Below are 24,896 nucleotides of genomic sequence, written 5' to 3' on the forward strand. Positions count from 1 at the left end.
GCAACGCAGACTAATGACATTCAGTTAATCGGGTGTCTCATGTCATTACTTTCTCGTTATTCCTTCTCTGTTAAACCTCAGGAAGCGATCCTCATTGTGATCACCATGTTCTGGGGTGGCACGTTTTTGGCGGTGCAATATGCCGTTACCCTGAGCGGCCCTTTTTTCTTTGTCGGTGTGCGTTTTGCCACTGCCGCGCTGGCGGTCGCGCTTTTGTCGTTACACACATTGCACAAGCTGACGTGGCTGGAAGTTAAAGCAGGGGTTGCAATCGGTATCGCAATTGCGCTGGGTTATAGTCTGCAAACCTGGGGGTTACAGTTTATTCCCAGCAGTAAATCGGCGTTTATTACCGCGATGTACGTACCGTTGGTGCCGCTTTTACAATGGTTGTGTCTGGGACGCATGCCAGGTCTGATGCCGTGCGTCGGCATTGTGCTGGCCTTTATCGGATTGATTTTTCTGGCCGGACCGGGAGGCAATTTACTGGCTTTAGGCGAAGGCGAGTGGATCACGCTCGCCGGTGCGGTGGCGATTGCGGCAGAAATTATCCTGATTAGCGCGTGGGCAGGAAAAGTGGATGTTCGTCGGGTAACGGTAGTGCAACTGGCAACCGCTTCGATAGTGGCGTTTATGGCGATGGGACCGGCCGGAGAGACCGTACCACCAATGTCTACCGGATTGCTGGTGGTGGCGCTGGGGCTGGGTATTTTTAGCGCGATTATTCAGGTCACCATGAACTGGGCGCAGCGCAGCGTTTCGCCGACGCGCGCGACGGTTATTTATACCGGTGAACCGGTGTGGGCGGGGATCTTTGGCCGTCTGGCGGGTGAACGCTTACCGCTACTTGCATTGCTTGGTGCGGCATTCATTATTGTTGGCGTACTGGTCAGCGAGCTGAAGTTCAAAAAGAAAAAAGCGCTTGGACAAGAGGCGCCGCCGGAATCGCTTTAATTTAACCATTCACCGCGTGATTTGGTATGCTGACGCCCTCACAAGAAGGAGAGGGCGCATGGTCCAACGCGCAGAGAAAAAAACAGGTAAGCGCTCGCAGGCCGTCAGTGCAAAACGCGAGGCCATCTTAACCGCGGCATTAAATATCTTCTCCCAATATGGGATCCACGGCACGCGCCTGGAGCAGGTGGCAGAGCAGGCGGGCGTGTCAAAAACCAATCTACTTTATTACTACCCGTCAAAAGAGGTGCTTTATATTGCCGTTTTACGGCAGATCCTCGACATCTGGCTGGCTCCATTGAAAGCTTTTCGCGAAGACTTTGCGCCGCTGGTGGCCATTAAAGAATACATTCGCCTTAAGCTGGAAGTGTCGCGCGATTACCCTCAGGCCTCACGGCTGTTTTGTATGGAGATGCTGGCCGGAGCGCCTTTATTGATGGCAGAACTGGAGGGGGATCTTAAAACGCTAATTGATGAGAAATCCGCGCTGATTGCCGGTTGGATCAAAAGCGGAAAACTGGCTCCGGTCGATCCGCATCATCTGATTTTTATGATTTGGGCTTCAACTCAGCACTACGCCGATTTTGCCCCACAGGTAGAGGCGGTGACGGGCGCAACGCTGCGTGATGAAGCCTTTTTTAACCAAACGGTGGAGAGCGTACAGCGGATGATTATTGAAGGGATCCGCGTGCGTTAACTGGCCGGCGGTAACGGGCAGCTTAAATCGCCTTCTTCACACTGCAAAAGTGAGGCGAGAAACGCTTCGCGCTCGTTGGTCTTATCCGTCAGGCACTGGCTGGAAATCATCGCCTGAACGCTACCGCCTTCAGTGCCAGAACTGATTAACGCACAGTCCGCATCGCGCAAAGTTATCCAGGATATTTGCGCTTTTTTCAGTAAATCGCGCTGGGTTGGGGCGGCGCGCTTCAGCGCATTCTGATAAGTTTCATTAAGTTTGGCGTCGGCCGCCTTATACTGCTCTGCCGCACAGGTGTTCATCTCAATCTGCGTGTTCGCGTTGGCGCAGTCATCCGCCAGCGCCTGGCCGCTAAGCAGCAGCGCTGCACATGTCAGTACGATTCGTTTCATGCTTCCCTCTGGCTTCATAAAAAAAGGCCCCGTTACCGGAGCCTTAATTAACCACAACCTTAGCCGATTGTCATCAGGCTGGCGTTCCCCCCGGCTGCGGCGGTATTGACGCTCAGGGAGCGCTCAATATACAACCTTTCCAGTAGGATATTGCTTTCGCCGCGGGCAAAGCCCTGGACCGACACAATCGCCCCTTCGCGGGCCGCCACCGCTTCACACAGTGCGCGAAGCTGATCGGAATCACCGTGGAAAATAACCGCATCAAACGGCTGCGTAGTGATGTTGTCCGCTTTGGCAAACTGGATGCGCCCGGAAACTACTGCTGGCAGGCGTTTTGCCAGGTCGCGATGGAATGTATCATCTGGCCACAGGATTAAGCTACCAACGGAAGTTACAGCGGCAACCTGTACCAGCGCATCCTGTTCATCATCGGCGATACACAGCACGCGTTCGCGCGGCAACAGCGTCCAGGTATTGCGCTCGCCGGTGGGGCCTGGCAGCAGGCGTTGCGTTCCGGCCTGCGCCAGTTCACCAAACTGTTGGCAGAGCGCACGCAGTGCTGGACGATCGGTTGCCCATTCGCTAAGCGCTTCCAGCGGCTGAACGAGCGCCGTTTTAAGCTGTGCATCGACAGGGTATTCGGCATCCTGACGGGCAAGCGTAATGCCTAACGCATTTTCCGGACGGTTTGCCAGCAGGCGGTACAGATACAGCGGTCCACCCGCTTTTGGCCCGGTTCCTGACAAGCCTTCGCCACCGAATGGCTGCACTCCGACGACGGCGCCGACCATATTGCGGTTAACGTACAGGTTCCCCACATGTGCCGAACCCGTGACCTGGGCGATGGTTTCATCGATACGGGTGTGCACGCCCAGCGTCAGGCCATAGCCGGAGGCATTAATTTGCTCAATCAGACTGCCCAGATTGTTGCGGGTGTAACGCACAACGTGCAGTACCGGACCGAACACCTCTTTTTGTAATTCGTCGAAGCTTTCCAGCTCGATAAGCGTCGGCGCGATAAAGGTACCGGTTTGCCATTCACGCGCATCGTCGCTGTTTTCGCGCGCAGCCTGGAACACCGGACGCCCTTTGGCGCGCATGGCCTGAATATGGCGCTCAATATTGGCTTTGGCTTCTTCATCGATTACCGGTCCAATATCGGTGGTCAGGCGACCCGGGTTACCCATGCGGCATTCCGCCATTGCGCCACGCAGCATTTTCAGCGTATGGTCGGCGACATCGTCCTGCAGACACAGGACGCGAAGCGCGGAGCAGCGCTGTCCGGCGCTGTCAAAGGCAGAAGCCAGAACGTCGACCACGACCTGTTCCGTTAACGCAGAAGAGTCGACGATCATGGCGTTCATCCCGCCGGTTTCGGCGATAAGCGGGATTGGACGCCCCTGAGCATCAAGGCGGGTCGCGATATTACGTTGCAACAGCGTGGCGACTTCCGTTGAGCCGGTAAACATGACGCCGCGTACGCGCTCATCGGAAGTGAGCTGTGCCCCGACCGTTTCGCCCTGGCCAGGCAACAGTTGCACCACGCCTGGCGGCACACCTGCTTCGAGTAAAATGGCAATACCCTGGGCGGCAATCAGCGGAGTTTGTTCCGCGGGTTTTGCCAACACGCTGTTGCCCGCCGCCAGCGCAGCGGCAATCTGCCCGGTGAAAATGGCCAGCGGGAAGTTCCAGGGGCTGATACAGACCACCGGCCCTAACGGACGATGGGTTTCATTATCGAAGTCATCGCGGACCTGACCGGCATAATAGTGCAGGAAGTCTACCGCTTCGCGCACTTCCGCAATGGCGTTGCTGAAGGTTTTGCCCGCTTCGCGCACCAGAATGCCAATTAACTGCTGCATCTGGCCTTCCATCAGAACGGCGGCGCGATGCAAAATAGCGGCGCGCTCTTGTGGCGGTGTGGCGAACCAGATCGGCGCGTTATTTACCGCGTTCTGCAATGCCTGTTCCACTTCGCTGTGAGTCGCTTCACGCACATAACCGACAATGTCTTTCGGTTCGGCCGGGTTGACGACTGGGGTCATTTCACCGTCAGCAACCGGATGTTCGAGCATCGGTTTAGCGTGCCATTTTTGCAGCGCGCTGTTAAGCAGGGCGGAGGACAGTGAGGCCAGACGATGTTCGTTCGCTAAATCCAGCCCGCCTGAGTTTTCGCGGCCTTTACCGTACAGGTCACGCGGCAGGGCAATCTTCGGATGTGGCAGACCAGCCTGGCCTTCCTGCTGCGCCAGTTTTTCAACGGCTTCGACCGGATCGGCTACCAGTTCATCCAGCGGCAGGGTAGTGTCTGCAATGCGGTTGACGAACGAGGTGTTGGCGCCGTTTTCCAGCAGACGACGCACCAGATACGCAAGCAGCGTTTCATGCGTGCCGACTGGCGCATAAATACGGCATGGACGGTTCAGTTTGCCATCGGCAACTTTACCTGTGACCTGCTCATACAGCGGTTCGCCCATACCGTGCAGGCACTGGAACTCGTACTGACCCGGATAGTAGTTTTGACCGGCCAACTGATAAATCGCCGCCAGCGTATGGGCGTTGTGGGTGGCGAACTGCGGGTAGATCAGATTCGGTACCGCAAGCAGTTTTTTCGCGCAGGCCAGATAGGAAACGTCAGTGTAGACCTTACGGGTATAGACCGGATAACCTTCCAGACCGTCCATTTGCGCACGTTTGATTTCGCTATCCCAGTAGGCGCCTTTAACCAGGCGGATCATCAGGCGACGGCGGCTGCGCGTGGCGAGATCAATCAGGTAGTCGATAACATACGGGCAGCGCTTCTGGTAGGCCTGAATAACAAAGCCGATACCGTTCCAGCCCGCGAGTTCAGGTTCAAAGCACAGTTTCTCCAGCAGATCGAGGGAGATCTCCAGTCGGTCGGCCTCTTCAGCATCGATATTGATACCGATGTCGTACTGGCGGGCCAGCAGAGTAAGCGACTTCAGACGCGGATAGAGTTCATCCATCACGCGGTCATACTGCGCGCGGCTATAACGCGGATGCAGCGCTGACAGCTTGATAGAAATGCCCGGCCCTTCATAGATGCCGCGACCATTTGAGGCTTTACCAATGGCGTGGATTGCCTGTTGGTACGAAACCATATAAGCCTGGGCATCGGCGGCGGTCAGAGCTGCTTCGCCCAGCATGTCGTAAGAGTAGCGGAAACCTTTTTCTTCCAGTTTACGGGCGTTAGCCAGCGCTTCGGCGATAGTCTCTCCGGTGACGAACTGTTCGCCCATCAGGCGCATCGCCATGTCGACGCCTTTACGCACCAGTGGTTCACCGCTCTTGCCGATAATACGGTTGAGTGAGCGTGAGAGGCTGGCTTCATTATGCGTAGAAACCAGACGACCGGTAAACAACAGCCCCCAGGTCGCCGCGTTGACGAACAGGGACGGGCTGCGTCCAATGTGCGACTGCCAGTTGCCGTTGCTGATTTTGTCGCGGATCAACGCATCGCGGGTTGCCTTATCTGGAATACGCAGCAGGGCTTCGGCCAGGCACATCAGCGCGACCCCTTCCTGCGAAGAAAGTGAGAATTCCTGCAATAAACCCTGTACCATCCCGGCGCGGCCGCTGGCGGTCTTTTGGTTACGCAGTTTGTCAGCCAGATCGTACGCCAGCTTGTGCGCTTGCTCCGCGATGGGTTGCGGCAGACGAGCCTGCTCCATCAGCATCGGCACAGCATCGGTTTCGGCTCGGCGGTACGCGGCGGTGATTGCTGCGCGGGAAACTGACTGCGGCAGGATCTGTTCGGCAAATTCCAGGAAAGGCTGATGCGCTTCATTCTGCGGCGTGGTTGACTCCTCACCCTCATTCGCGGCACCCGCCAGCAGGGCCGGCAGTTCAGGAAGCGCGTCGTCATTTTCCAGTCTTTCGAGATAATTAAAGATGGCTTGCTTGATCAGCCAATGTGGCGTGCGATCGATTCGTGATGCTGCTGTTTTAATACGCTCGCGCGTGGCGTCATCCAGTTTAACCCCCATCGTGGTGGTTCCCATGCCGTTTACTCCTGTTGTACTGAAATACGGGTCTGATAGTTACCGAGAAATATCCACTATGTTGCAACTTTGTGCAACCGTGTTAAATGTGACTTGGTTTGCAAGCTTGGAAATGAATGAGATGTTAATAAATATGAGTCTTATGATGTGGGCTGTATAAATTACAGAATCTTTTTCTCTGCGGTAGTTAACACTTTTAAAAGGTGCAACCGAAAAAAATGTGAGAGAGTGCAACCTACAGAAAAATGCTATCTACTCTGGATCAAATTTGATGTAAATGGTGTGTTAAATCGATTGTGAATAACCATCGCTTCCGGCAGGATACGGTCGCCCTGGTCAACATAGATATCTTTGCCACGTTCCGGCAGGGTAATAAAACGGCAAGCCACGGCATTGCTGATACATAATTTTGGAGAGTTTTGATGGCTATTAGCACACCGATGTTAGTGACATTCTGTGTCTATATTTTCGGCATGATATTGATAGGGTTTATTGCATGGCGTTCAACCAAAAACTTTGACGATTACATTCTGGGTGGACGCAGTCTGGGTCCATTCGTGACCGCGTTATCCGCCGGGGCATCTGACATGAGCGGCTGGTTGCTGATGGGTCTGCCTGGCGCGATTTTCCTGTCGGGGATTTCAGAAAGCTGGATCGCCATCGGCCTTATTTTGGGCGCCTGGATCAACTGGAAGCTGGTGGCCGGACGTTTACGCGTACACACCGAATACAATAACAATGCGCTGACGTTACCGGATTACTTTACCGGTCGCTTTGAAGATAAAAGCCGAATTCTGCGTATTATCTCCGCGCTGGTTATTCTGCTGTTTTTCACCATCTATTGTGCTTCCGGTATTGTGGCAGGGGCTCGTCTGTTTGAAAGCACCTTTGGCATGAGCTACGAAACAGCACTGTGGGCGGGCGCGGCCGCGACGATCATTTATACCTTTATTGGTGGTTTCCTGGCGGTTAGCTGGACCGATACCGTCCAGGCCAGCCTGATGATCTTTGCTCTGATCCTGACGCCGGTGATGGTAGTCATTGGCGTGGGTGGATTCGACGATTCGCTGGAAGTGATTAAACAAAAGAGCATTGAGAACGTGGACATGTTCAAAGGGCTGAATTTTGTTGCCATCATTTCCCTGATGGGCTGGGGTCTGGGCTACTTTGGTCAGCCGCATATTCTGGCGCGCTTTATGGCTGCAGATTCCCACCATAGCATCGTTCATGCTCGCCGCATTAGCATGGCCTGGATGATTCTGTGTCTGGCAGGTGCTGTGGCCGTGGGCTTCTTTGGTATTGCTTACTTTAACAACAACCCACAGCTTGCCGGTGCCGTTAACCAGAACGCCGAGCGTGTGTTTATTGAACTGGCGCAAATCCTGTTCAACCCGTGGATTGCCGGTATCCTGCTGTCTGCGATCCTCGCTGCGGTTATGTCGACCCTGAGCTGCCAGCTGCTGGTGTGCTCCAGCGCAATCACCGAAGATTTGTACAAAGCGTTCCTGCGTAAAAATGCCAGCCAGAAAGAGTTGGTGTGGATTGGCCGCATCATGGTGTTGGTCGTGGCGCTGGTGTCTATCGCGCTGGCGGCGAACCCGGAGAACCGTGTACTTGGTCTGGTAAGCTACGCCTGGGCGGGCTTCGGCGCTGCGTTTGGTCCGGTAGTCCTGTTCTCCGTAATGTGGTCGCGTATGACCCGCAACGGCGCGCTGGCAGGGATGATCATTGGTGCGGTGACGGTAATCGTCTGGAAGCAGTTTGCCTGGCTGGGTCTGTATGAAATCATCCCGGGCTTTGTTTTCGGCAGCATCGGTATTGTGGCCTTCAGCCTGTTGGGTAAAGCGCCTTCAACTGCTATGCAGCAACGTTTTGCCGAGGCTGATGCGCATTATCACTCAGCTCCGCCATCGCGTTTACAGGCAGAATAATCTGCCTCTGTCTTCAAGCCCGCCGCGTGCGGGCTTTTTTATTGCTTCCGTTGTAAACCTGCTATAACCATTACCCGCCTGGCCTTTTACATTCAGTCATCATTCTCAAAACATTCTGCTTGAGTTTTTCTTTGCTGTAATGATAATCACTATCACTGTAATTTACTTTTCTTTTCATCAATTGACTGAGAATAACGTTTAAGGGTTCTTCGCATGTTTGTTCCATTTCTAATTATGTTGCGCGAAGGGTTAGAGGCCGCGCTGATTGTCAGCCTGATTGCCAGCTACCTGAAACGGACTCAGCGTGGTCGATGGATTGGTGTGATGTGGATTGGTGTTCTGCTGGCGGCGGCGTTATGCCTGGCGTTAGGGATTTTCATCAACGAAACCACCGGTGAATTTCCGCAAAAGGAACAGGAGCTGTTTGAAGGCATCGTGGCGGTCATTGCCGTGGTGATCCTCACCTGGATGGTGTTCTGGATGCGTAAAGTTTCGCGCAACGTCAAAGTCCAGCTTGAACAGGCTGTCGATAACGCGTTGCAACGCGGCAACCATCACGGCTGGGCGCTGGTGATGATGGTCTTTTTTGCTGTTGCCCGTGAAGGGCTGGAGTCGGTGTTCTTCCTGCTGGCAGCATTCCAGCAGGATGTAGGTATCTGGCCGCCGTTAGGCGCGATGCTGGGACTGGCTACCGCGGTGGTACTGGGTTACCTGATTTACCTCGGCGGCATTCGCCTCAACCTCGGGGCATTCTTTAAATGGACCAGCCTGTTCATTTTGCTGGTGGCTGCCGGTCTTGCCGCTGGGGCAATCCGCGCTTTCCACGAAGCCGGGTTGTGGAATCATTTTCAGGATGTGGCGTTTGACCTGAGCAGTGTGCTGTCGACGCATTCACTGTTTGGCACATTGATGGAAGGCATTTTCGGCTATCAGGAAGCGCCAAGCGTTAGTGAAGTCGCTGTCTGGTTTATCTACCTGATTCCGGCGTTGGTTATGTTTGCGCTACCGCCGCGTTCAGGCACTACGGCATCGCGTACCGCACCTTGATAAAAACGCGATGCAGAATACTTTTTAGTTACAACATACTTATTTATAGGGATAGGTTATGACGTTTAATTTTCGCCGTAGTGCGCTGCAGCTAGGTATCGCCGCGCTGTTTGCCTCCGCTTTTAATGCACAAGCTGCCGATATTCCGCAGGTGAAAGTCACGGTTAACGACAAACAATGTGAACCGATGATTATCACGGTTAATGCCGGGAAAACGCAGTTCATCATCCAGAACCATAGCCAGAAAGCGCTGGAGTGGGAGATCCTCAAAGGCGTTATGGTGGTTGAAGAGCGCGAAAACATTGCACCAGGCTTTAGCCAGAAAATGACCGCTAACCTCCAGCCTGGCGAATATGATATGACCTGCGGTCTGTTGACTAACCCGAAAGGCAAACTGATCGTAAAAGGTAGCGCAACGGCGGATGCCGCGCAAAGCGAGGCTCTGCTGAGTCTGAGCGGCGCGATTACCGAATACAAAGCCTATGTGACAGCCGAAACCGCGCAGTTGGTTGCGGGCACTAAAGCCTTTACCGATGCGATTAAGGCAGGCGATCTGGAAAAAGCGAAATCGCTGTATGCGCCAACCCGTCAGCATTATGAGCGTATTGAACCGATTGCTGAACTGTTCTCCGATCTCGACGGCAGCATCGATGCGCGGGAAGATGATTACGAACAAAAAGCCGCCGATCCTAAATTCACCGGCTTCCACCGCCTGGAGAAAGCGCTGTTTGGCGACAATACCACCAAAGGTATGGATAAGTACGCCGACCAATTAAACAGCGATGTTCTTGACCTGCAAACGCGTATTAGCGAGCTGGCTTTCCCACCGTCTAAAGTTGTTGGCGGGGCAGCAGGACTGATTGAAGAAGTTGCTGCCAGCAAAATCAGTGGGGAAGAAGATCGCTATAGCCATACCGATCTGTGGGATTTCCAGGCTAACGTCGATGGTGCGCAGAAAATTGTCGATCTCTTGCGTCCTCAGTTGCAAAAATCCAATGCTGAACTGCTTGCGAAGGTGGATGCGAACTTCAAAAAGGTCGATACCATTCTGAGCAAGTACCGTACCAAAGACGGCTTTGAAACCTATGACAAACTGACTGACGCCGATCGTAATGCACTGAAAGGGCCAATCACGACGCTGGCGGAAGATTTGTCGCAATTACGCGGTGTTCTGGGTCTGGATTAAGCACTATGCAGCAAGATAATGAAAACGGCGTGAGCGAACCGTCACGCCGACGTTTACTGAAAGGGATGGGCGCCCTGGGTGGGGCGCTGGCGCTGGCGGGTGGGTGTCCGGTTGCCCACGCGCAAAAACCACAAAGCGCGCCGGGCACGTTGTCTCCGGATGCACGTAGTGAAGCGCAGCCGTTTTATGGTCAGCATCAGGCGGGGATCCTGACGCCGCAGCAGGCATCAATGATGCTGGTGGCGTTCGATGTTCTCGCCAGCGATAAGGCCGATCTTGAGCGTTTATTCCGGTTGCTGACCAGCCGATTTGCGTTTCTGACCACCGGTGGACCGGCGCCGGATACGCCGAATCCGCGTCTCCCCCCTATGGATTCAGGTATCCTCGGCGCATACATTGCGCCAGACAACCTGACGATGACGTTGTCAGTCGGCTCCTCGCTGTTTGATGAACGCTATGGACTGAAATCGCAGATGCCGAAAAAGCTGCAAAAAATGACCCGTTTCCCGAATGATTCGCTGGATGCGGCGCTGTGCCATGGCGATGTGCTGCTGCAGATTTGTGCCAACACCCAGGACACCGTCATCCACGCGTTGCGCGATATCATTAAACATACGCCCGATCTCCTTAGCGTGCGCTGGAAACGTGAAGGTTTTATTTCCGACCACGCCGCACGCAGTAAAGGCAAAGAGACCCCGGTCAATTTGCTTGGCTTTAAAGACGGCACCGCGAATCCGGACGCTACGGATGCGAAGTTGATGCAAGACGTGGTGTGGGTTACGGACGGGCAGGGCGAGCCTGCCTGGGCGCAAGGCGGAAGCTATCAGGCCGTCAGGCTCATTCAGTTTCGCGTTGAGTTCTGGGATCGTACGCCGCTGAAAGAGCAGCAAACGATTTTTGGTCGCGATAAACACACCGGCGCACCGCTGGGTATGCAGCATGAGCATGATGTGCCTGACTATGCCAGCGATCCTGAAGGCGAGGTGATTGCGCTCGACAGCCATATCCGTCTCGCAAATCCGCGTACGAAAGAGACCGACTCCAGCCTGATGATGCGTCGTGGCTACAGTTATTCGCTCGGTGTGACTAATTCCGGTCAACTGGATATGGGGCTGTTGTTTGTCTGCTATCAACACGATCTGGAAAAAGGTTTTTTGACAGTGCAGAAACGTCTGAACGGTGAAGCGCTGGAAGAATATGTCAAACCGATTGGTGGGGGATATTTCTTTGCTTTGCCGGGTGTTAAAACTGCAGATAATTATCTGGGACAGTCTCTGCTTGAAGCCTGATGATTATGCCCCGCAGTACAGCGGGGTTTTTCCTGACATCTTGATGAAGGAACAAACTATTTTTTATGATCGGTATGCGACTGAAATAATTCTGTCATCTTTCTGCAAGAGACTGTCTCTGGTGATAAGACAGAATTTAAGTTAACAACAAGTAAAAATATTGTTGCATTAGCGAAAGGTTATGATGTAATTATAAGTAATAGCGGTAGTTCCCGGCGGTGATTGTCATTCACTATGGAGATCGCGAATGGAAAAGTCCTGTACTGGACATGTTTTTCACAGTAACAGCAGTACCTTACGCGGACGTTTCTCTTCCGGTAGCCTCCTCGTCACCGCTAAATCTCTCTCTCATTCACTTCTTATCTTCGCAACTGACGCCCTGTACGGTGCGCGTAGCTGTGCGTGGCGTCTTATCCGAAAGCAAGCAATGGCTTACAAGGAAGCCAACCCTCAGATGTTCGTGCGCATAATCGTGCCGCCAACGGCGCGTGTGATGTATACCTACAACTCAAGGTGCTATCCATGGGAAGACAAAAAGCAGTGATCAAAGCTCGTCGTGAAGCAAAACGTGTGCTGAGGCGGGATTCGCGTAGCCATAAGCAACGTGAAGATGAATCGGTCACCTCGCTTGTGCAGATGGGCGGCGTAGAAACGATTGGTATGGCGCGTGACAGTCGCGACGCCTCGCCAATCACGGCGCGGAATGAAGCTCAGGCGCACTACCTGAATGCTATCGAGAGTAAACAGCTGATCTTCGCCACCGGTGAAGCCGGGTGTGGTAAAACCTGGATCAGCGCGGCAAAAGCAGCAGAGGCCCTGATCCATAAAGATGTGGACAGGATCATTGTAACCCGTCCAGTTCTGCAAGCTGATGAAGACCTCGGCTTCTTACCTGGAGATGTTTCCGAGAAGTTTGCTCCCTATTTTCGCCCCGTGTATGACGTGCTTGTCAAACGGCTGGGAGCCTCCTTCATGCAATATTGCCTGCGACCTGAGATTGGTAAGGTGGAAATCGCGCCGTTCGCCTATATGCGTGGACGTACCTTTGAAAATGCAGTGGTCATTCTTGACGAGGCTCAGAACGTCACTGCTGCGCAAATGAAGATGTTTTTGACCCGCCTCGGGGAGAATGTGACGGTGATTGTGAATGGGGATGTGACCCAGTGCGATCTACCAGCCCACGTTCGCTCAGGGCTTAGCGATGCGCTGGCCCGTTTCGAAGAAGATGAGATGGTTGGGATTGTTCGTTTCAATAAAGACGATTGCGTCCGCTCTGCGCTCTGTCAGCGGACGCTCAACGCTTACAACTGATAAGTACTCCGTCTTCAAGGCCCGGGAAACCGGGCTTTGTTGTTTGACGCCAGTACATGATCGGTCGGGGCTTCTCATCCCCCGTAGATGTGCAACATGCGAAAAAAAAGCCCGTACTTGCGTACGAGCTCTTCTTAAAATATGGCGGTGAGGGGGGGATTGACTCGCTTCGCTCGCCCTTCGGGCAGCCCACTCACTCCGTTCGCGGTCTGTCCAGCTGGCTGCGCCAGCAGTCGAACCCCGGTCGGGGCTTCTCATCCCCCCGTAGATGTGCAACATGCGAAAAAAAAGCCCGTACTTTCGTACGAGCTCTTCTTAAAATATGGCGGTGAGGGGGGGATTCGAACCCCCGATACGTTGCCGTATACACACTTTCCAGGCGTGCTCCTTCAGCCACTCGGACACCTCACCATATTGTTGTTCCTGTGCTACCGGAACGGGCGCTAATGTAGGGGAAACACCGCCCCGCCGTCAATCAACTTTTTGAAAAAAATGTGCATTTACACAAACTTCAAGCAACATGGAGCATAAATAAGCGGGAATTGTTTTTTTTGCCAGCATCCTAAAATTTGCTACTCTGATGTTCCCTCGAAAAATGATGATAATAAGTGCGAGAAAGTTCCGCACAACAATGTTCAGGAGACAATATGGATATAATTTTCTATCACCCAACATTCGATACGACCTGGTGGATTAATGCGTTGGCAAAGGCAATACCTGGTGCGAACGTACGTGAGTGGAAAGCGGGTGATAATGCACATGCTGACTATGCGCTGGTCTGGCATCCGCCGGTTGAAATGCTCGCAGGACGAAAATTAAAAGCCGTATTTGCGCTGGGCGCGGGCGTCGATTCTATTCTCAGTAAACTCAATGCTCATCCGGAAATGTTGGATGCGTCGATCCCGCTTTTCCGTCTGGAAGATACGGGTATGGGCCTGCAAATGCAGGAATATGCTGTCAGTCAGGTGCTGCACTGGTTTCGTCGCTTTGATGATTATCAAGCATTGAAAAATCAGGCGAAATGGCAGCCGTTGCCAGAATATACTCGCGAGGAGTTTACCGTCGGGATCATGGGGGCTGGGGTATTGGGCGCAAAAGTTGCCGAAAGCCTGCAGGCATGGGGATTCCCACTGCGCTGCTGGAGTCGTACGCGTAAATCCTGGTCTGGCGTGGAAAGCTTCGCCGGTACTGAGGAACTGGGCGCGTTTTTGAGTCAAACTCGCGTGCTGATCAACCTTCTGCCTAATACGGCAGAAACCGTAGGCATTATTAACGCTGATTTACTTAGCCAATTGCAGGATGGCGCCTACGTGCTAAACCTTGCACGCGGTGTTCATCTCAATGAAGACGATCTTCTGGCATCGCTGGAAAGCGGCAAGGTGAAGGGGGCCATGCTGGATGTTTATAGCCGTGAACCGCTGCCAGAAAACAGCCCATTATGGAAACATCCGCGTGTGGCGATGACGCCACATATTGCCGCAGTTACCCGTCCGGCAGAAGCGGTGGACTATATCTCCCGCACGATTATGAACCTGGAGAGCGGGCAAGTCGTAACAGGTCAGGTCAATCGCGTTCGGGGATATTAATGGTAACCCGGCAGGTACCGGGTTTCAGCTAAAATACCCGTCATACTTCAAGCTGCATGTGCGTTGGCTACGGTTGTTCACCCGAATCACTTACTTAAGTAAGTGATTCGGGTATCACTCCCTTGCCACCTGCCTGCGACTCGAATTTTTAGGGTATTAATGGCGGCGATACCTGCTATCCTTGACGGAAAATGACTACAGGAGAGAGTTATGTATCCCGTTGACCTGCATATGCATACCGTCGCCAGCACCCACGCCTACAGCACCTTAAGTGATTACATCGCGGAAGCTCGTCGCAAAGGCATCAAGCTATTTGCCATTACCGATCATGGACCGGACATGGCGGATGCACCTCACCACTGGCACTTTATCAATATGCGTATTTGGCCGCGTGTCGTGGATGGCGTGGGGATCCTGCGTGGAATAGAAGCCAATATTAAGAATATTGAAGGTGAAATTGACTGTTCAGGTCCGATGTTTACCTCCCTGGACCTCATTATTGCGGGCTTCCATGAGCCGGTTTTTGCACCTCACGATAAAGACACCAATACCCAGGCAATGATAGCTACGATGGCCAGCGGTAATGTGCACATCATCAGTCATCCGGGAAATCCAAAATATCCTGTTGATATTAAAGCAATTGCGCAGGCGGCGGCAAAGTACCAGGTTGCACTGGAAATCAATAACTCTTCGTTTTTGCATTCGCGTAAGGGCAGTGAGGATAATTGCCGTGCGGTTGCTGCGGCTGTGCGTGATGCTGGTGGATGGGTGGCGTTAGGGTCGGATTCACATACCGCTTTCACGCTGGGAGAATTTGGCGAATGCCGTAAAATCCTGGATGATGTTAATTTCCCTGAAGACAGAATTTTAAACGTCACACCTAAACGTCTATTGGCGTTTCTGGAATCGCGAGGCATGGAGCCGATCGCGGAATTTGCTGAACTGTAATTGTTACTAACTGGAATATATCAATGAACGAGTTTTCTATCCTGTGTCGTGTACTGGGCTCGCTGTTTTACCGCCAACCGCAGGACCCTTTACTGGTTCCCCTGTTTACCCTGATTAGTGAAGGTAAACTGTCCGCCAACTGGCCGCTGGAACAGGACGAACTGCTCACCCGTTTACAGAAGAGCTGCGATATGCCCCAGCTGGCTGCAGATTACAACGCGCTGTTTGTCGGTGACGAGTGTGCAGTGCCGCCTTATCGTAGTGCCTGGGTAGAAGGGGCGAAAGAATCCGATGTTCGTGCATTTCTTTCAGCCCGGGGCATGCCGCTTGCTGATACACCGGCAGATCACATTGGTACGCTGTTGCTGGCGGCTTCATGGCTTGAAGACCAGTCTGCGGAAGATGAAAGTGAGGCGCTTGAAACCTTGTTTGTAGACTACTTGCTGCCCTGGTGCGGTACGTTCCTTGGTAAAGTTGAAGCGCACGCGAACACGCCTTTCTGGCGTACGATAGCACCGCTGACGCGTGATGCCATTGGTGCGATGTGGGACGAATTGCAGGAAGATACAGACGAATAAATGTGACGTGCGTCACCCAATAGTGCAACTCAATTTATAAGCTTGCATAAATTGTGTGCGCGATCTCATTACCATGCCGTTTTTCTGCTAAGATGCGCGGCATGAACATACTTCTCTCAATTGCAATCACAACGGGCATTCTCTCCGGGATCTGGGGATGGGTGGCCGTTTCTCTTGGTTTACTCAGTTGGGCTGGCTTTCTGGGTTGCACGGCTTATTTCGCCTGCCCGCAAGGTGGGTTAAAAGGACTGTGGATCTCGGCGTGTACGCTGTTAAGCGGTGTGGTGTGGGCGTTGGTGATTATTAACGGTAGCGCGCTTGCTCCGCATATGGACATTATTGGTTATGTCATGACAGGAATTGTCGCGTTTCTGATGTGTATCCAGGCAAAGCAATGGTTGCTTTCATTTGTACCGGGCACGTTCATTGGCGCATGTGCAACATTTGCAGGGCAGGGCGACTGGCGACTGGTTGTACCGTCACTGGCACTGGGCCTCGTATTCGGCTATGCAATGAAAAACAGTGGTCTGTGGCTGGCATCTCGCCGTGAAAATAGAATATCGTCGACGCTGACCAGTAAATAAAAAAGCGTGAGGGTTTTCCTCACGCTTTTTATGCTGTATAGACCCATCAGGATTCTGGCGGTACCGACATATGACGGTATTTAACCAGGATGTCATTATCAACTTGTTTCTTATCCTGCAAATCCCACAATCCGCGATCGATGCCGTCATTAATCAGGAAGATAACGCCCGTTTCAATCGCTGACATCAGACAAAGCATAACCGGTTCGTTAGAGGTGTAGCCAATTTCACCTTCCAACAGACGCTGGTAGTCAATAAAGCGGAACACCCCAGCCTGTACTTCATAAGACAGAATGGTTTTACTGGTATTCACTGACGACAGGATCTCACCGGTGCTGACGTTAACTACGCGCAGGTTTACCGCTATCTGGTCGAGCTGGTATTGCGTATCGGCGCCAATACCAAAATAACGTGCACCGACACCACCCGATTTAACGTTGCTTTCATAACCGATAATTGACCCTTCAACCATGACGTTTGCCGCGGTCAGGGACTGTAGCGGGATCCGGTTATTAATCGCAACCGTACCGTTTTCCTGAGCTGCACGAATGATTTTGCGTTCGTTAAGCAAGTTCTGTAACCCCTGACGTTCCAGTGGGACGAACCAACGAGAATCTTTCAATGCAGTGACAAGCATAGCCGTGGCGCTTTGCGGGACGGCGGTTGAGAAGTTACTTGCCGGGTAAGGTTTAAATTGGCCAGTCTCATCCTGAATGTTGTATACCGACACAAAGATCTTACCTGTAGGCATAGGCAGATGCGTCAAGTCTTTATAGCTTTGGGCTCGGGGCATTAATGTCGGCTTAGCGGCTTCTTGAGGCGGAGCTGTTAAACATCCGCTGAGTAAAATTACTGCCACCATGATAAGTAAACGCTGCATGATTATTTCCTTTCGTGGCTATAACTTAGAAGTCGGTCGACTGTGTTTGTAAACCCGACACTTCAATTGTCGAAGTTTTCCCCGATTTCCTGTCGGTGACATTCAATTGCAGTTGTCCGTCCCGGTTGGCGATATCAATGATAAAATCATTGGTCACCATTCTTCCTGGTTTACCGGTATTAATGTTGGTGAGTAGGCCACCGAGAATTTGTGACTGAATCGCCTGAGTAAAGTTATCCAGAGCTGACGGGGTTTCAATACCGTAATCGTCATAGCTTGGATCTTTATATGAGTTCTGGGCCTGGGCGCTGTTCAACAGAAAAGCACCATTATTCGGGTTGCCACCAAAGTTTGGGTTGCGAAACTGGAACGTCATGTTTCCGGCCCAACTTAATGGTGAAATTAGCATGAGCAAAACCACTGCATGTTTAACACGCATGAAAGCCTCCGGACAAAATCATGTTTTAGAATTCATCACGCGCTAAATCGCTAGTGCTTAATAGTGTTTGATCTATTTGCCGGCGATTTAATGCTTCCTCAGTTTGTGCCAATGCGAAGACTACAATTTTGTCGAAGTCTTTTTTCGTCGGAAATAAAAAAGTCTGGAAGATAACGTCCTGATTGACCGTTATGGTGATCCAACTTCCCCAACGCGCACTGGGTCTTTCATTAATGGTTAAGTTTCCTGTGTACTCGCTTTCCCACTTATCACTAAAGGCCCGATAAAAATCATGCCCGATTGAAGAGACAGTGTGGTCAGTTAACAGCCCGGGAACCTCCACCTCTACGGTTGTCGCTGCGTGCAGACTCCCGGCAGCAAAGAATAAATTTGCTGCCACAATCCAGGTCAAATACCGTTTCATGGCTTTATCGCCTGAGGTTATCATTGGCCCATGAGACCGCCTGCGTACGGTTTTTGACAGCTATCTTTTTGAAAAGATTATAAAGATGTGTTTTTACCGTATTTTCACTGATAAACAGTGAGCGAGCGATTTCAATATTTGAGGCGCCGATACGCAATTTATTAAGGATCTCTTTTTCACGGTGCGTCAGCAGTGCCGACTCCGTGCTGTTATAACGATAATTTCCAGAGTGCGTGATCAGATAACTGGCAAGTTTTTGCGTGAAGTAACATTCACCGCGCAAGATACCCTGCAAGCCGCTTACGACACGCTGCTCGTCTTCAGTTGCGTAAAAAACACCATTGATATGCGGCCAGTTTTCGATATCCCGATAAGGGTAATCATCAGGAGTATTCAACAATAACGTCTTTATATTGTTGTTTTTTCTACTCAAATTATCTTGCCAGTAATGGATCAGTTTTTTATCTGCCTCCATCATATCCAGTAAAACAATGCAGCTGGAGGATATATCATCCAGAGAACGTTGAATATTATGTAGTTTTCCGGTGAGTGCCAGTGATTGTTTTAAATGCTGTAATAATGCAGTTGCCTGCAAAGAAGGTTTTGTGATCAACAATAATGTATGACCATGAATACTATGGACTTCATTAAACATGATGAAACTCCACTTTTTAGTCGCACACCTGACAGCTGTCTCTACTAAAATAGAGGCACCAGAAGTACTGACAGATGTTGCACTGCTGTGTAGATATAAAATATCGACCCAAAGGGGTAAAAATATTAAAACAAATGGACTTCAACTGATTTCAATCTAGCTATTACAAATCTTAAAGCAAGTGTTAAACATGTAACAACTTGTAAAATTATATATTGAAATGTGATTTTATGGTTTTATTAGAGTTTAGATTTGATAGGAAAGTTGTACATTTTACCTTTGCTGCATAGATTTAAAAAATCATACAAATTATAGTAACGCATTGATTTTAAATCATTTAATTAATAGATGTTGAGTTTTAGATTTCTAATGAATTCTAAAATCCTTGTCTCAATTTACGTTGGTCAATTTTAGATGGAAAAAAATGACCTTTGTCACGACTTGTACCGATGTCTATCTCGACGTTGTACTGAGAGGCCCTGATATCGTGCAAAATGCACTTTCTCAGTGACTGCATAGAAATTCATTACTGATAGCAAAATAAAAATAAAAGCCAGACCTGAAGCGGTGTTATTCACTGTTAATTAGTACTTTGGTGTGAATCCGGATATAAAAATACCACTCGCGGGTGAGTTATTTAAAATGTTTCCACAGACATACTCTTCATCGTAACGTGGCGTTAACAAATGTAAGTCATGTTAACAACAATTTGAGTGGTAATTAATTTAACTTCATGTACGACCAGGTCCAGGGTGACAACATGAAAAACAAGTTGTTATTTATGATGTTTACAATACTGGGTGTGCCTGGGATTGCATCCGCAACCAGTTATGATTTAGCTAATTCAGAATATAACTTTGCGGTAAATGAATTAAGTAAGTCTTCATTTAATCAGGCAGCCATTATTGGTCAGGTTGGTACTGCTAATAGTGCAAATACTCGCCAGGAGGGCACCAAGTTATTGTCGGTCATTTCGCAAGAAGGTTCAGGTAACCGGGCGAAAACAGATCAGACGGGATCAAATAACTTTGCATATATTGATCAAACGGGTAGCTCTAATGATGCGAGTATTAAACAAAGCTCTTACGGTAATACGGCGATGATTATCCAGAAAGGCTCTGGTAATAAAGCCAATATTACCCAGTACGGTACACAAAAAACAGCAGTTGTGGTGCAGAGACAGTCGCAAATGGCAATTCGCGTTACTCAACGCTAATCCATAAACGACGTTTAAATCAATCCGATGGGGGTTTACCATGAAACTTTTAAAAGTGGCAGCATTCGCAGCAATCGTAGTTTCTGGCAGTGCTCTGGCAGGTGTTGTTCCGCAATGGGGCGGTAATCATCATGGTGGCGGTAGCAACTATGGCCCAGACTCTTCAATGAGTATTTACCAATTTGGCTCTAGTAACGTTGCGAATGCGCTGCAAAGTGATGCACGTAAATCAGACGTGACTATCACACAACACGGACATGGTAACGGTGCGACCGTCGGCCAAGGTGCTGATGACAGTACCATTAGCCTGAAACAGACCGGCTTCCAGAACAGTGCTGATATCAATCAGTGGAATGCAAAAAATGCTGATATCAGCGTAACTCAGTTTGGTGGTCGTAACGGTGCTGTGGTTAATCAGACAGCGTCTGACTCCAATGTGCTGATTCAGCAGGTTGGTTATGGCAACAATGCTACAGCTAACCAGCACTAATTCAGTTTTCTGACTGATAATAAACAGGGCGAAAGCCCTGTTTTTTTTCGGGAGAATATTATGCACACGCTATTACTCATTGCCGCGTTGGCAAATCAAATAACATTCAATACAACTCAGCAAGGTGACATGTACACCATTATTCCTCAGGTGACATTAGCTCAACCGTGCGTATGTGAAGTGCAAGTCCTTGCCGTACGTAAAGGAAAGGGCGGACAAAGTCAGTCACAGCAGAAAACAAGCCTTTCGGTCCCTGCTAATCGGCCAATTGAATTAACAAAAATGAGCTTTAATATTTCACCGGAGGATTCGGTCAAAATTATCGTTACCGTTTCTGACGGGCAGTCTCTGCATCTGTCGCAACAATGGCCTGACTCAAACAGTCACCCATAATTTTTTGCCGGATTTGCATTAAGGGTGTGGCTGGGAGTGCAGTGCTGTTCTATGAATATAGAAACGAACAAACGTTTTATTTGATCGTAACTCGCAGCGGTGAAGGATCATTGCGCTCCCTCAAGGATGATTAATCATTGAGGAACCCTTATGTGTACATTATTAAAGCGTATTTTAAATACCGGTTTGTGGGCTTTTTCTCTTTTCACCCTCCCCGCAATGGCGACGCAAATCTTACCCGGCGGGGTTATTCATTTTCGTGGTGCAATAGTTGAAGCACCTTGCGACGTTAACACTCGACAACAACAGATTGAATTGTCATGTATGCGTGATGGCACGATGAGTAATAGTCTCTACGACCTGCAACAGGTCACGACAGCGCCTCAGAGTGTGCAACAAATTGCCACGGTGAAAATGCATTACCTCAATGAACAGAAAAGCATGGCTATTCTGAATATTGAATATAAATGAATCATTCTGGCGTAGGTATGCACGCTTATGGCTAAAAAGTGAGATTTCAAGGAAAACCCTGCTGTACACTTAACGGAGAGTGTTTTGTCAGGGGGAACTTATGCAATCGCGTGTTCATGTGTTACAGGGCGACATTACGACGATCGCGGTAGATGTGATCGTCAATGCGGCCAACTCCTCGTTACTGGGAGGAGGTGGAGTCGATGGCGCGATTCATCGTGCTGCCGGGCCTGCGTTGTTGGAGGCCTGCAAACAGGTTATACAACAACAGGGAGAATGCCCGACCGGGCATGCCGTTATCACGCTGGCTGGCGCGCTTCCGGCAAAAGCAGTTATTCACACCGTCGGACCCGTCTGGCAAGGCGGTGATCACCACGAGGCTGAACGACTTGAAGAGGCCTATCTAAATACATTGCAACTGGCCTTAGCCAATGGTTATCAATCCATTGCTTTTCCTGCTATAAGCACCGGAGCTTATGGTTACCCACGTGCTGCAGCGGCAGAGATCGCGGTGAAAACGGTGTTGAAATTTATCACCCGACGTACGCTACCCGATCAAATATACTTCGTGTGCTTTGATGAAGAAAACGCTCGACTCTACAAGAGATTACTTACCCAACAAGGCGATGAACGCACGGACTGATATGACGCGACTTGAGCGTGCCATTACGCCGCTATGCGTAAACCACCCGGGAGAATGCGGCATTCTGACGTTGGATGACAGCCTGGATGCGTTTGCTGCTCGCTATCGGTTGACGGAAATGGCGGAACGTACCCTGGATGTTCAGTATTACATCTGGGAAAGCGACATGTCCGGGCTATTGTTATTTTCCGTTTTGCTGGCCGCAGCGAAGCGGGGCGTCCGGGTGCGTTTGTTGCTGGATGATAACAACACACCAGGTCTGGATGACACGCTGCGTTTGCTGGACAATCACCCTAATATTGAAGTTCGCCTGTTTAATCCCTTCTCCTTTCGCATCCTGCGTGCCCTGGGCTATTTAACCGATTTTGCCCGGTTGAATCGACGTATGCACAACAAAAGTTATACCGCTGATGGCGTCGTAACTCTTGTGGGGGGGCGAAATATAGGCGATGCCTATTTTGGCGCAGGCGAACAACCACTGTTTTCCGATCTGGACGTTATGGCTATTGGACCGGTTGTCAAGGATGTTGCAGACGACTTTGAGCGTTACTGGCACTGCCGCTCGGTTTCAACATTGCAAAACGTACTTGAGGTGGCTGAACCAGCTTCTACGCAAAAAATCGAACTTCCTGAATCCTGGTATAATGATGACATCACGCGTCGCTATCTACATAAGCTGGAAACCAGCCAGTTTATGACCCATCTCGATCAGAGGTCGCTGCCGCTAATTTGGGCGAAAACGCGCTTGCTGAGTGATGATCCTGCAAAAGGAGAGGGGAAAGCGCCGCGCCACTCACTATTACCGCAGCGTTTGTTTGACGTGATGGGATCTCCGACCGAGCGTATTGATATTATTTCCGCCTACTTTGTACCAACTCGCGCCGGTGTGGCGCAGCTCCTGAGACTGGTGAGAAAAGGCGTTAAGATCGCAATTTTAACTAATTCTCTGGCGGCGAATGATGTCGCAGTCGTTCACGCGGGCTATGCGCGTTGGCGAAAAAAACTCCTGCGCTACGGCGTGGAGTTATACGAGCTCAAACCAACCCGCGATCGCGTTTCAGCAGTACACGACCGGGGATTAACCGGTAATTCAGGCTCCAGCCTGCATGCGAAAACCTTCAGTATTGACGGTCGTAAAGTGTTTATCGGTTCGCTTAATTTTGATCCCCGTTCAACGCTGCTCAATACGGAAATGGGGTTTGTGATTGAGAGTGACGTACTGGCTGAGTTGATTCATAAACGTTTTATGCAAAGTCAGCGTGATATGGCCTGGCAACTACGTCTTGACCGTTGGGGCAGAATCAACTGGGTTGATCGGCTTTCTGGCAGCGAACAGGTACTGAAAAAAGAACCCGCTACAGGATTCTGGAAGCGGATTCTGGTGAGGCTTGCATCTGTGCTGCCCATTGAATGGCTGCTCTGAACCATTCAATGCAAGAAAACTAACCGGCAACCGCCTTGTTTTTATCCTGCTTAATGGGCGGTTTACCCGAAAAGAGAAACTTCAGCACCGGGATCCGTAAATGGATTTCGTACAGAATGACCGCAATTCCAACCACAAAAAGCAGACCGCAGAGAAAACCCAGCAGGTTCGACTTGATGTGCGGTGTGATATACGCGCCAAAAAACAGCGTTAGCGGGTGGTGCACCAAATAGATGAACAGCGACGCGTTGACAAAATAGGTCACGCGAGCCGACTGGAAATTCAGTAAACGGTGGCCAAGCGAGAAGACAACGTTCACCATCCATAGCCCCATGACCATGGTAATGACATATTCGGTTTCATACATCCAGGCATCGCCGTTGCCGTAACGCTGATTGAGCAGGTATGCGACAAATGCGAATGCGGCGCCTAACGTGCAGCCGCGCGATGGCGTGGTAAACAGTGCTTTCAGATTCGGATTGATAAACGCCAGCGCACCGAGCATAAAGAAAGGCACATAGAACAACGTTTGCATAACGATAAAATTAAACATGCCATCGCTGAGAATCGAAGGGTAGAGGATGAAAATCGTTCTTCTGACGGCGGCATAGCCGACACCCAACAATATAAAAATCAGCGTTAATTTGGTCATCGACACCCCCGATGCAGAGGTACCGTCTCCACGCGATAGTCTGTTTTTCATCTGGGTAAATACCCACATGCTCAGGGTCGTTAACACCACCAGAACCAGCAAAAACCACAGATGGGAAATCAGTTCCCAGGCCAGCGCATTGTATTTGTCGTAGCCGCTGAGGGTATGCCAGCTGTCTGCTTTTCCCTTCACGTATTGCAGCATGATAAATTGCGGCAGCGTAAGCAGCGGAATCGCGGTCAGCATAGGGATCCCCACGCGTTCTACACGCACCTTCCACCAGCGTTTTAACGGATAGCGCAAAAAAAGCATGTAGGAAAAATAACCTGAAATGACAAAGAAGACCTGCATGCGAAATGCATGGATAAAGTCGTTAAAAAGGGTTAACCACCAAGACGGTTCTGCGCTGTTCACGTGCCAGGTGTGGGTGGAGTAGATCAATGAAATATGGAATGGGATCCCTAACAACATTAGCCAGGCACGGATGGAGTCAAGAAAATATTCACGTGGTGGTGATACAGAGCTCATAGACAGTTACGTATTCTCAGACTTTTCGTCTTATCCCTAAGACGAATAATGGTTACATTCGAGGGCAACCCTACACGAAGTCCAACAACCTGTCTCCAGGATAAGCACGCAAAGTGAAAACAGGCAGATGAACCTGCTTAAACCATGAGCCAGCGCG

24 protein-coding genes, 1 tRNA gene and 1 other RNA gene are annotated in these 24,896 nt (G+C 50.6%); 17 read left to right on the forward strand and 9 right to left on the reverse strand.

Features of this window, described 5'->3' with window-relative positions; all coding sequences use genetic code 11:
• The first annotated feature begins 39 nt into the window (after nt 1–39).
• Entirely contained in the window at nt 40–954 is a 915-nt protein-coding gene (locus OGX97_RS11555) for a DMT family transporter (RefSeq protein ID WP_003832060.1), read from the forward strand.
• Between the two features lie 58 nt (nt 955–1,012).
• Entirely contained in the window at nt 1,013–1,651 is a 639-nt protein-coding gene (rutR, locus tag OGX97_RS11560; RefSeq protein ID WP_103285002.1) for an HTH-type transcriptional regulator RutR, read from the forward strand.
• Here rutR and OGX97_RS11565 read toward each other — a convergent pair.
• Complete coding sequence (locus OGX97_RS11565; RefSeq protein ID WP_032936250.1) at nt 1,648–2,043, reverse strand: lysozyme inhibitor LprI family protein; 396 nt, start codon at nt 2,041–2,043, stop codon at nt 1,648–1,650. The genes rutR and OGX97_RS11565 overlap by 4 nt on opposite strands.
• A gap of 59 nt (nt 2,044–2,102) precedes the next feature.
• Nucleotides 2,103–6,065, reverse strand: a complete 3,963-nt coding sequence (gene putA, locus OGX97_RS11570) for a trifunctional transcriptional regulator/proline dehydrogenase/L-glutamate gamma-semialdehyde dehydrogenase (protein ID WP_079934903.1) — start codon at nt 6,063–6,065, stop codon at nt 2,103–2,105.
• A 422-nt stretch (nt 6,066–6,487) separates the two neighbouring features.
• Here putA and putP point away from each other — a divergent pair, with 422 nt between their 5' ends.
• From putP to phoH, 5 genes are all read left to right on the forward strand, one after another.
• Nucleotides 6,488–7,996, forward strand: coding sequence for a sodium/proline symporter PutP (gene putP / locus OGX97_RS11575; protein ID WP_008784326.1), 1,509 nt, complete (start codon nt 6,488–6,490; stop codon nt 7,994–7,996).
• A gap of 213 nt (nt 7,997–8,209) precedes the next feature.
• Nucleotides 8,210–9,043, forward strand: coding sequence for an iron uptake transporter permease EfeU (gene efeU / locus OGX97_RS11580; RefSeq protein WP_032942940.1), 834 nt, complete (start codon nt 8,210–8,212; stop codon nt 9,041–9,043).
• 58 nt (nt 9,044–9,101) lie between these two features.
• Nucleotides 9,102–10,229: an iron uptake system protein EfeO gene (efeO, locus tag OGX97_RS11585; protein WP_060682395.1), complete on the forward strand. Its 1,128-nt coding sequence runs from the start codon at nt 9,102–9,104 to the stop codon at nt 10,227–10,229.
• A gap of 5 nt (nt 10,230–10,234) precedes the next feature.
• Entirely contained in the window at nt 10,235–11,518 is a 1,284-nt protein-coding gene (gene efeB, locus OGX97_RS11590) for an iron uptake transporter deferrochelatase/peroxidase subunit (protein WP_008784328.1), read from the forward strand.
• A 522-nt stretch (nt 11,519–12,040) separates the two neighbouring features.
• Nucleotides 12,041–12,829, forward strand: coding sequence for a phosphate starvation-inducible protein PhoH (phoH, locus tag OGX97_RS11595; protein ID WP_032942942.1), 789 nt, complete (start codon nt 12,041–12,043; stop codon nt 12,827–12,829).
• Between the two features lie 142 nt (nt 12,830–12,971).
• Here phoH and OGX97_RS11600 read toward each other — a convergent pair.
• Nucleotides 12,972–13,108: non-coding RNA, RtT sRNA (locus OGX97_RS11600), on the reverse strand.
• A gap of 44 nt (nt 13,109–13,152) precedes the next feature.
• Nucleotides 13,153–13,240, reverse strand: a tRNA-Ser gene (locus tag OGX97_RS11605).
• Between the two features lie 236 nt (nt 13,241–13,476).
• Between OGX97_RS11605 and ghrA the strand changes: the two genes are divergently transcribed.
• The 4 genes from ghrA (at nt 13,477) to OGX97_RS11625 (ending at nt 16,525) form a co-directional block, all read left to right on the forward strand.
• Nucleotides 13,477–14,415 carry a glyoxylate/hydroxypyruvate reductase GhrA gene (ghrA, locus tag OGX97_RS11610; RefSeq protein ID WP_057067489.1) on the forward strand — a complete coding sequence of 313 codons (939 nt, stop codon included), beginning with the start codon at nt 13,477–13,479 and terminating at the stop codon, nt 14,413–14,415.
• A gap of 210 nt (nt 14,416–14,625) precedes the next feature.
• Nucleotides 14,626–15,363 (forward strand): phosphatase, encoded by a 738-nt coding sequence (locus OGX97_RS11615; protein WP_008784332.1) that lies wholly within the window; start codon nt 14,626–14,628, stop codon nt 15,361–15,363.
• Between the two features lie 23 nt (nt 15,364–15,386).
• A complete protein-coding gene (locus OGX97_RS11620) occupies nt 15,387–15,941 on the forward strand; it encodes a TorD/DmsD family molecular chaperone (protein ID WP_003832084.1) in 555 nt (184 codons plus the stop codon).
• A 101-nt stretch (nt 15,942–16,042) separates the two neighbouring features.
• On the forward strand, nt 16,043–16,525 hold the full coding sequence (locus OGX97_RS11625; RefSeq protein WP_032934412.1) for a DUF1097 domain-containing protein: 483 nt from the start codon (nt 16,043–16,045) through the stop codon (nt 16,523–16,525).
• Nucleotides 16,526–16,571: 46 nt separating this feature from the next.
• Here the strand turns inward: OGX97_RS11625 and csgG are convergent, their stop codons facing one another.
• From csgG to csgD, 4 genes are read right to left on the reverse strand one after another with little or no spacing between them, the layout of a single operon-like run.
• A complete protein-coding gene (gene csgG, locus OGX97_RS11630; protein WP_003036082.1) occupies nt 16,572–17,405 on the reverse strand; it encodes a curli production assembly/transport protein CsgG in 834 nt (277 codons plus the stop codon).
• A 25-nt stretch (nt 17,406–17,430) separates the two neighbouring features.
• Entirely contained in the window at nt 17,431–17,844 is a 414-nt protein-coding gene (csgF, locus tag OGX97_RS11635; RefSeq protein WP_003832089.1) for a curli production assembly/transport protein CsgF, read from the reverse strand.
• Nucleotides 17,845–17,869: 25 nt separating this feature from the next.
• The gene (gene csgE, locus OGX97_RS11640) at nt 17,870–18,268 is read right to left on the reverse strand and encodes a curli production assembly/transport protein CsgE (protein ID WP_008784336.1); all 399 of its coding nucleotides are present in this window, start codon (nt 18,266–18,268) and stop codon (nt 17,870–17,872) included.
• Nucleotides 18,269–18,272: 4 nt separating this feature from the next.
• Nucleotides 18,273–18,923, reverse strand: a complete 651-nt coding sequence (csgD, locus tag OGX97_RS11645; protein ID WP_003832092.1) for a biofilm master transcriptional regulator CsgD — start codon at nt 18,921–18,923, stop codon at nt 18,273–18,275.
• 760 nt (nt 18,924–19,683) lie between these two features.
• Here csgD and csgB point away from each other — a divergent pair.
• The 6 genes from csgB (at nt 19,684) to OGX97_RS11675 (ending at nt 23,559) form a co-directional block, all read left to right on the forward strand.
• Nucleotides 19,684–20,139: a curli minor subunit CsgB gene (gene csgB / locus OGX97_RS11650; protein ID WP_032941802.1), complete on the forward strand. Its 456-nt coding sequence runs from the start codon at nt 19,684–19,686 to the stop codon at nt 20,137–20,139.
• 40 nt (nt 20,140–20,179) lie between these two features.
• The gene (csgA, locus tag OGX97_RS11655) at nt 20,180–20,629 is read left to right on the forward strand and encodes a curli major subunit CsgA (protein WP_008784338.1); all 450 of its coding nucleotides are present in this window, start codon (nt 20,180–20,182) and stop codon (nt 20,627–20,629) included.
• A gap of 60 nt (nt 20,630–20,689) precedes the next feature.
• A complete protein-coding gene (gene csgC, locus OGX97_RS11660) occupies nt 20,690–21,022 on the forward strand; it encodes a curli assembly chaperone CsgC (RefSeq protein ID WP_020996502.1) in 333 nt (110 codons plus the stop codon).
• A gap of 150 nt (nt 21,023–21,172) precedes the next feature.
• Nucleotides 21,173–21,493 (forward strand): type 1 fimbrial protein, encoded by a 321-nt coding sequence (locus tag OGX97_RS11665; RefSeq protein ID WP_057069114.1) that lies wholly within the window; start codon nt 21,173–21,175, stop codon nt 21,491–21,493.
• A gap of 100 nt (nt 21,494–21,593) precedes the next feature.
• Entirely contained in the window at nt 21,594–22,136 is a 543-nt protein-coding gene (ymdB, locus tag OGX97_RS11670) for an O-acetyl-ADP-ribose deacetylase (RefSeq protein ID WP_003832103.1), read from the forward strand.
• Nucleotides 22,069–23,559 (forward strand): phospholipase D family protein, encoded by a 1,491-nt coding sequence (locus OGX97_RS11675; protein WP_373371245.1) that lies wholly within the window; start codon nt 22,069–22,071, stop codon nt 23,557–23,559. Before ymdB ends, OGX97_RS11675 begins: the two co-directional genes overlap by 68 nt.
• A 19-nt stretch (nt 23,560–23,578) precedes the next feature.
• Here the strand turns inward: OGX97_RS11675 and mdoC are convergent, their stop codons facing one another.
• Nucleotides 23,579–24,739 (reverse strand): glucans biosynthesis protein MdoC, encoded by a 1,161-nt coding sequence (mdoC, locus tag OGX97_RS11680; RefSeq protein WP_008784343.1) that lies wholly within the window; start codon nt 24,737–24,739, stop codon nt 23,579–23,581.
• Nucleotides 24,740–24,896 lie beyond the last annotated feature (157 nt).

Origin of the sequence: Citrobacter sp. Cpo061 (assembly GCF_030332845.1) — a bacterium.
GTDB lineage: Bacteria > Pseudomonadota > Gammaproteobacteria > Enterobacterales > Enterobacteriaceae > Citrobacter > Citrobacter portucalensis.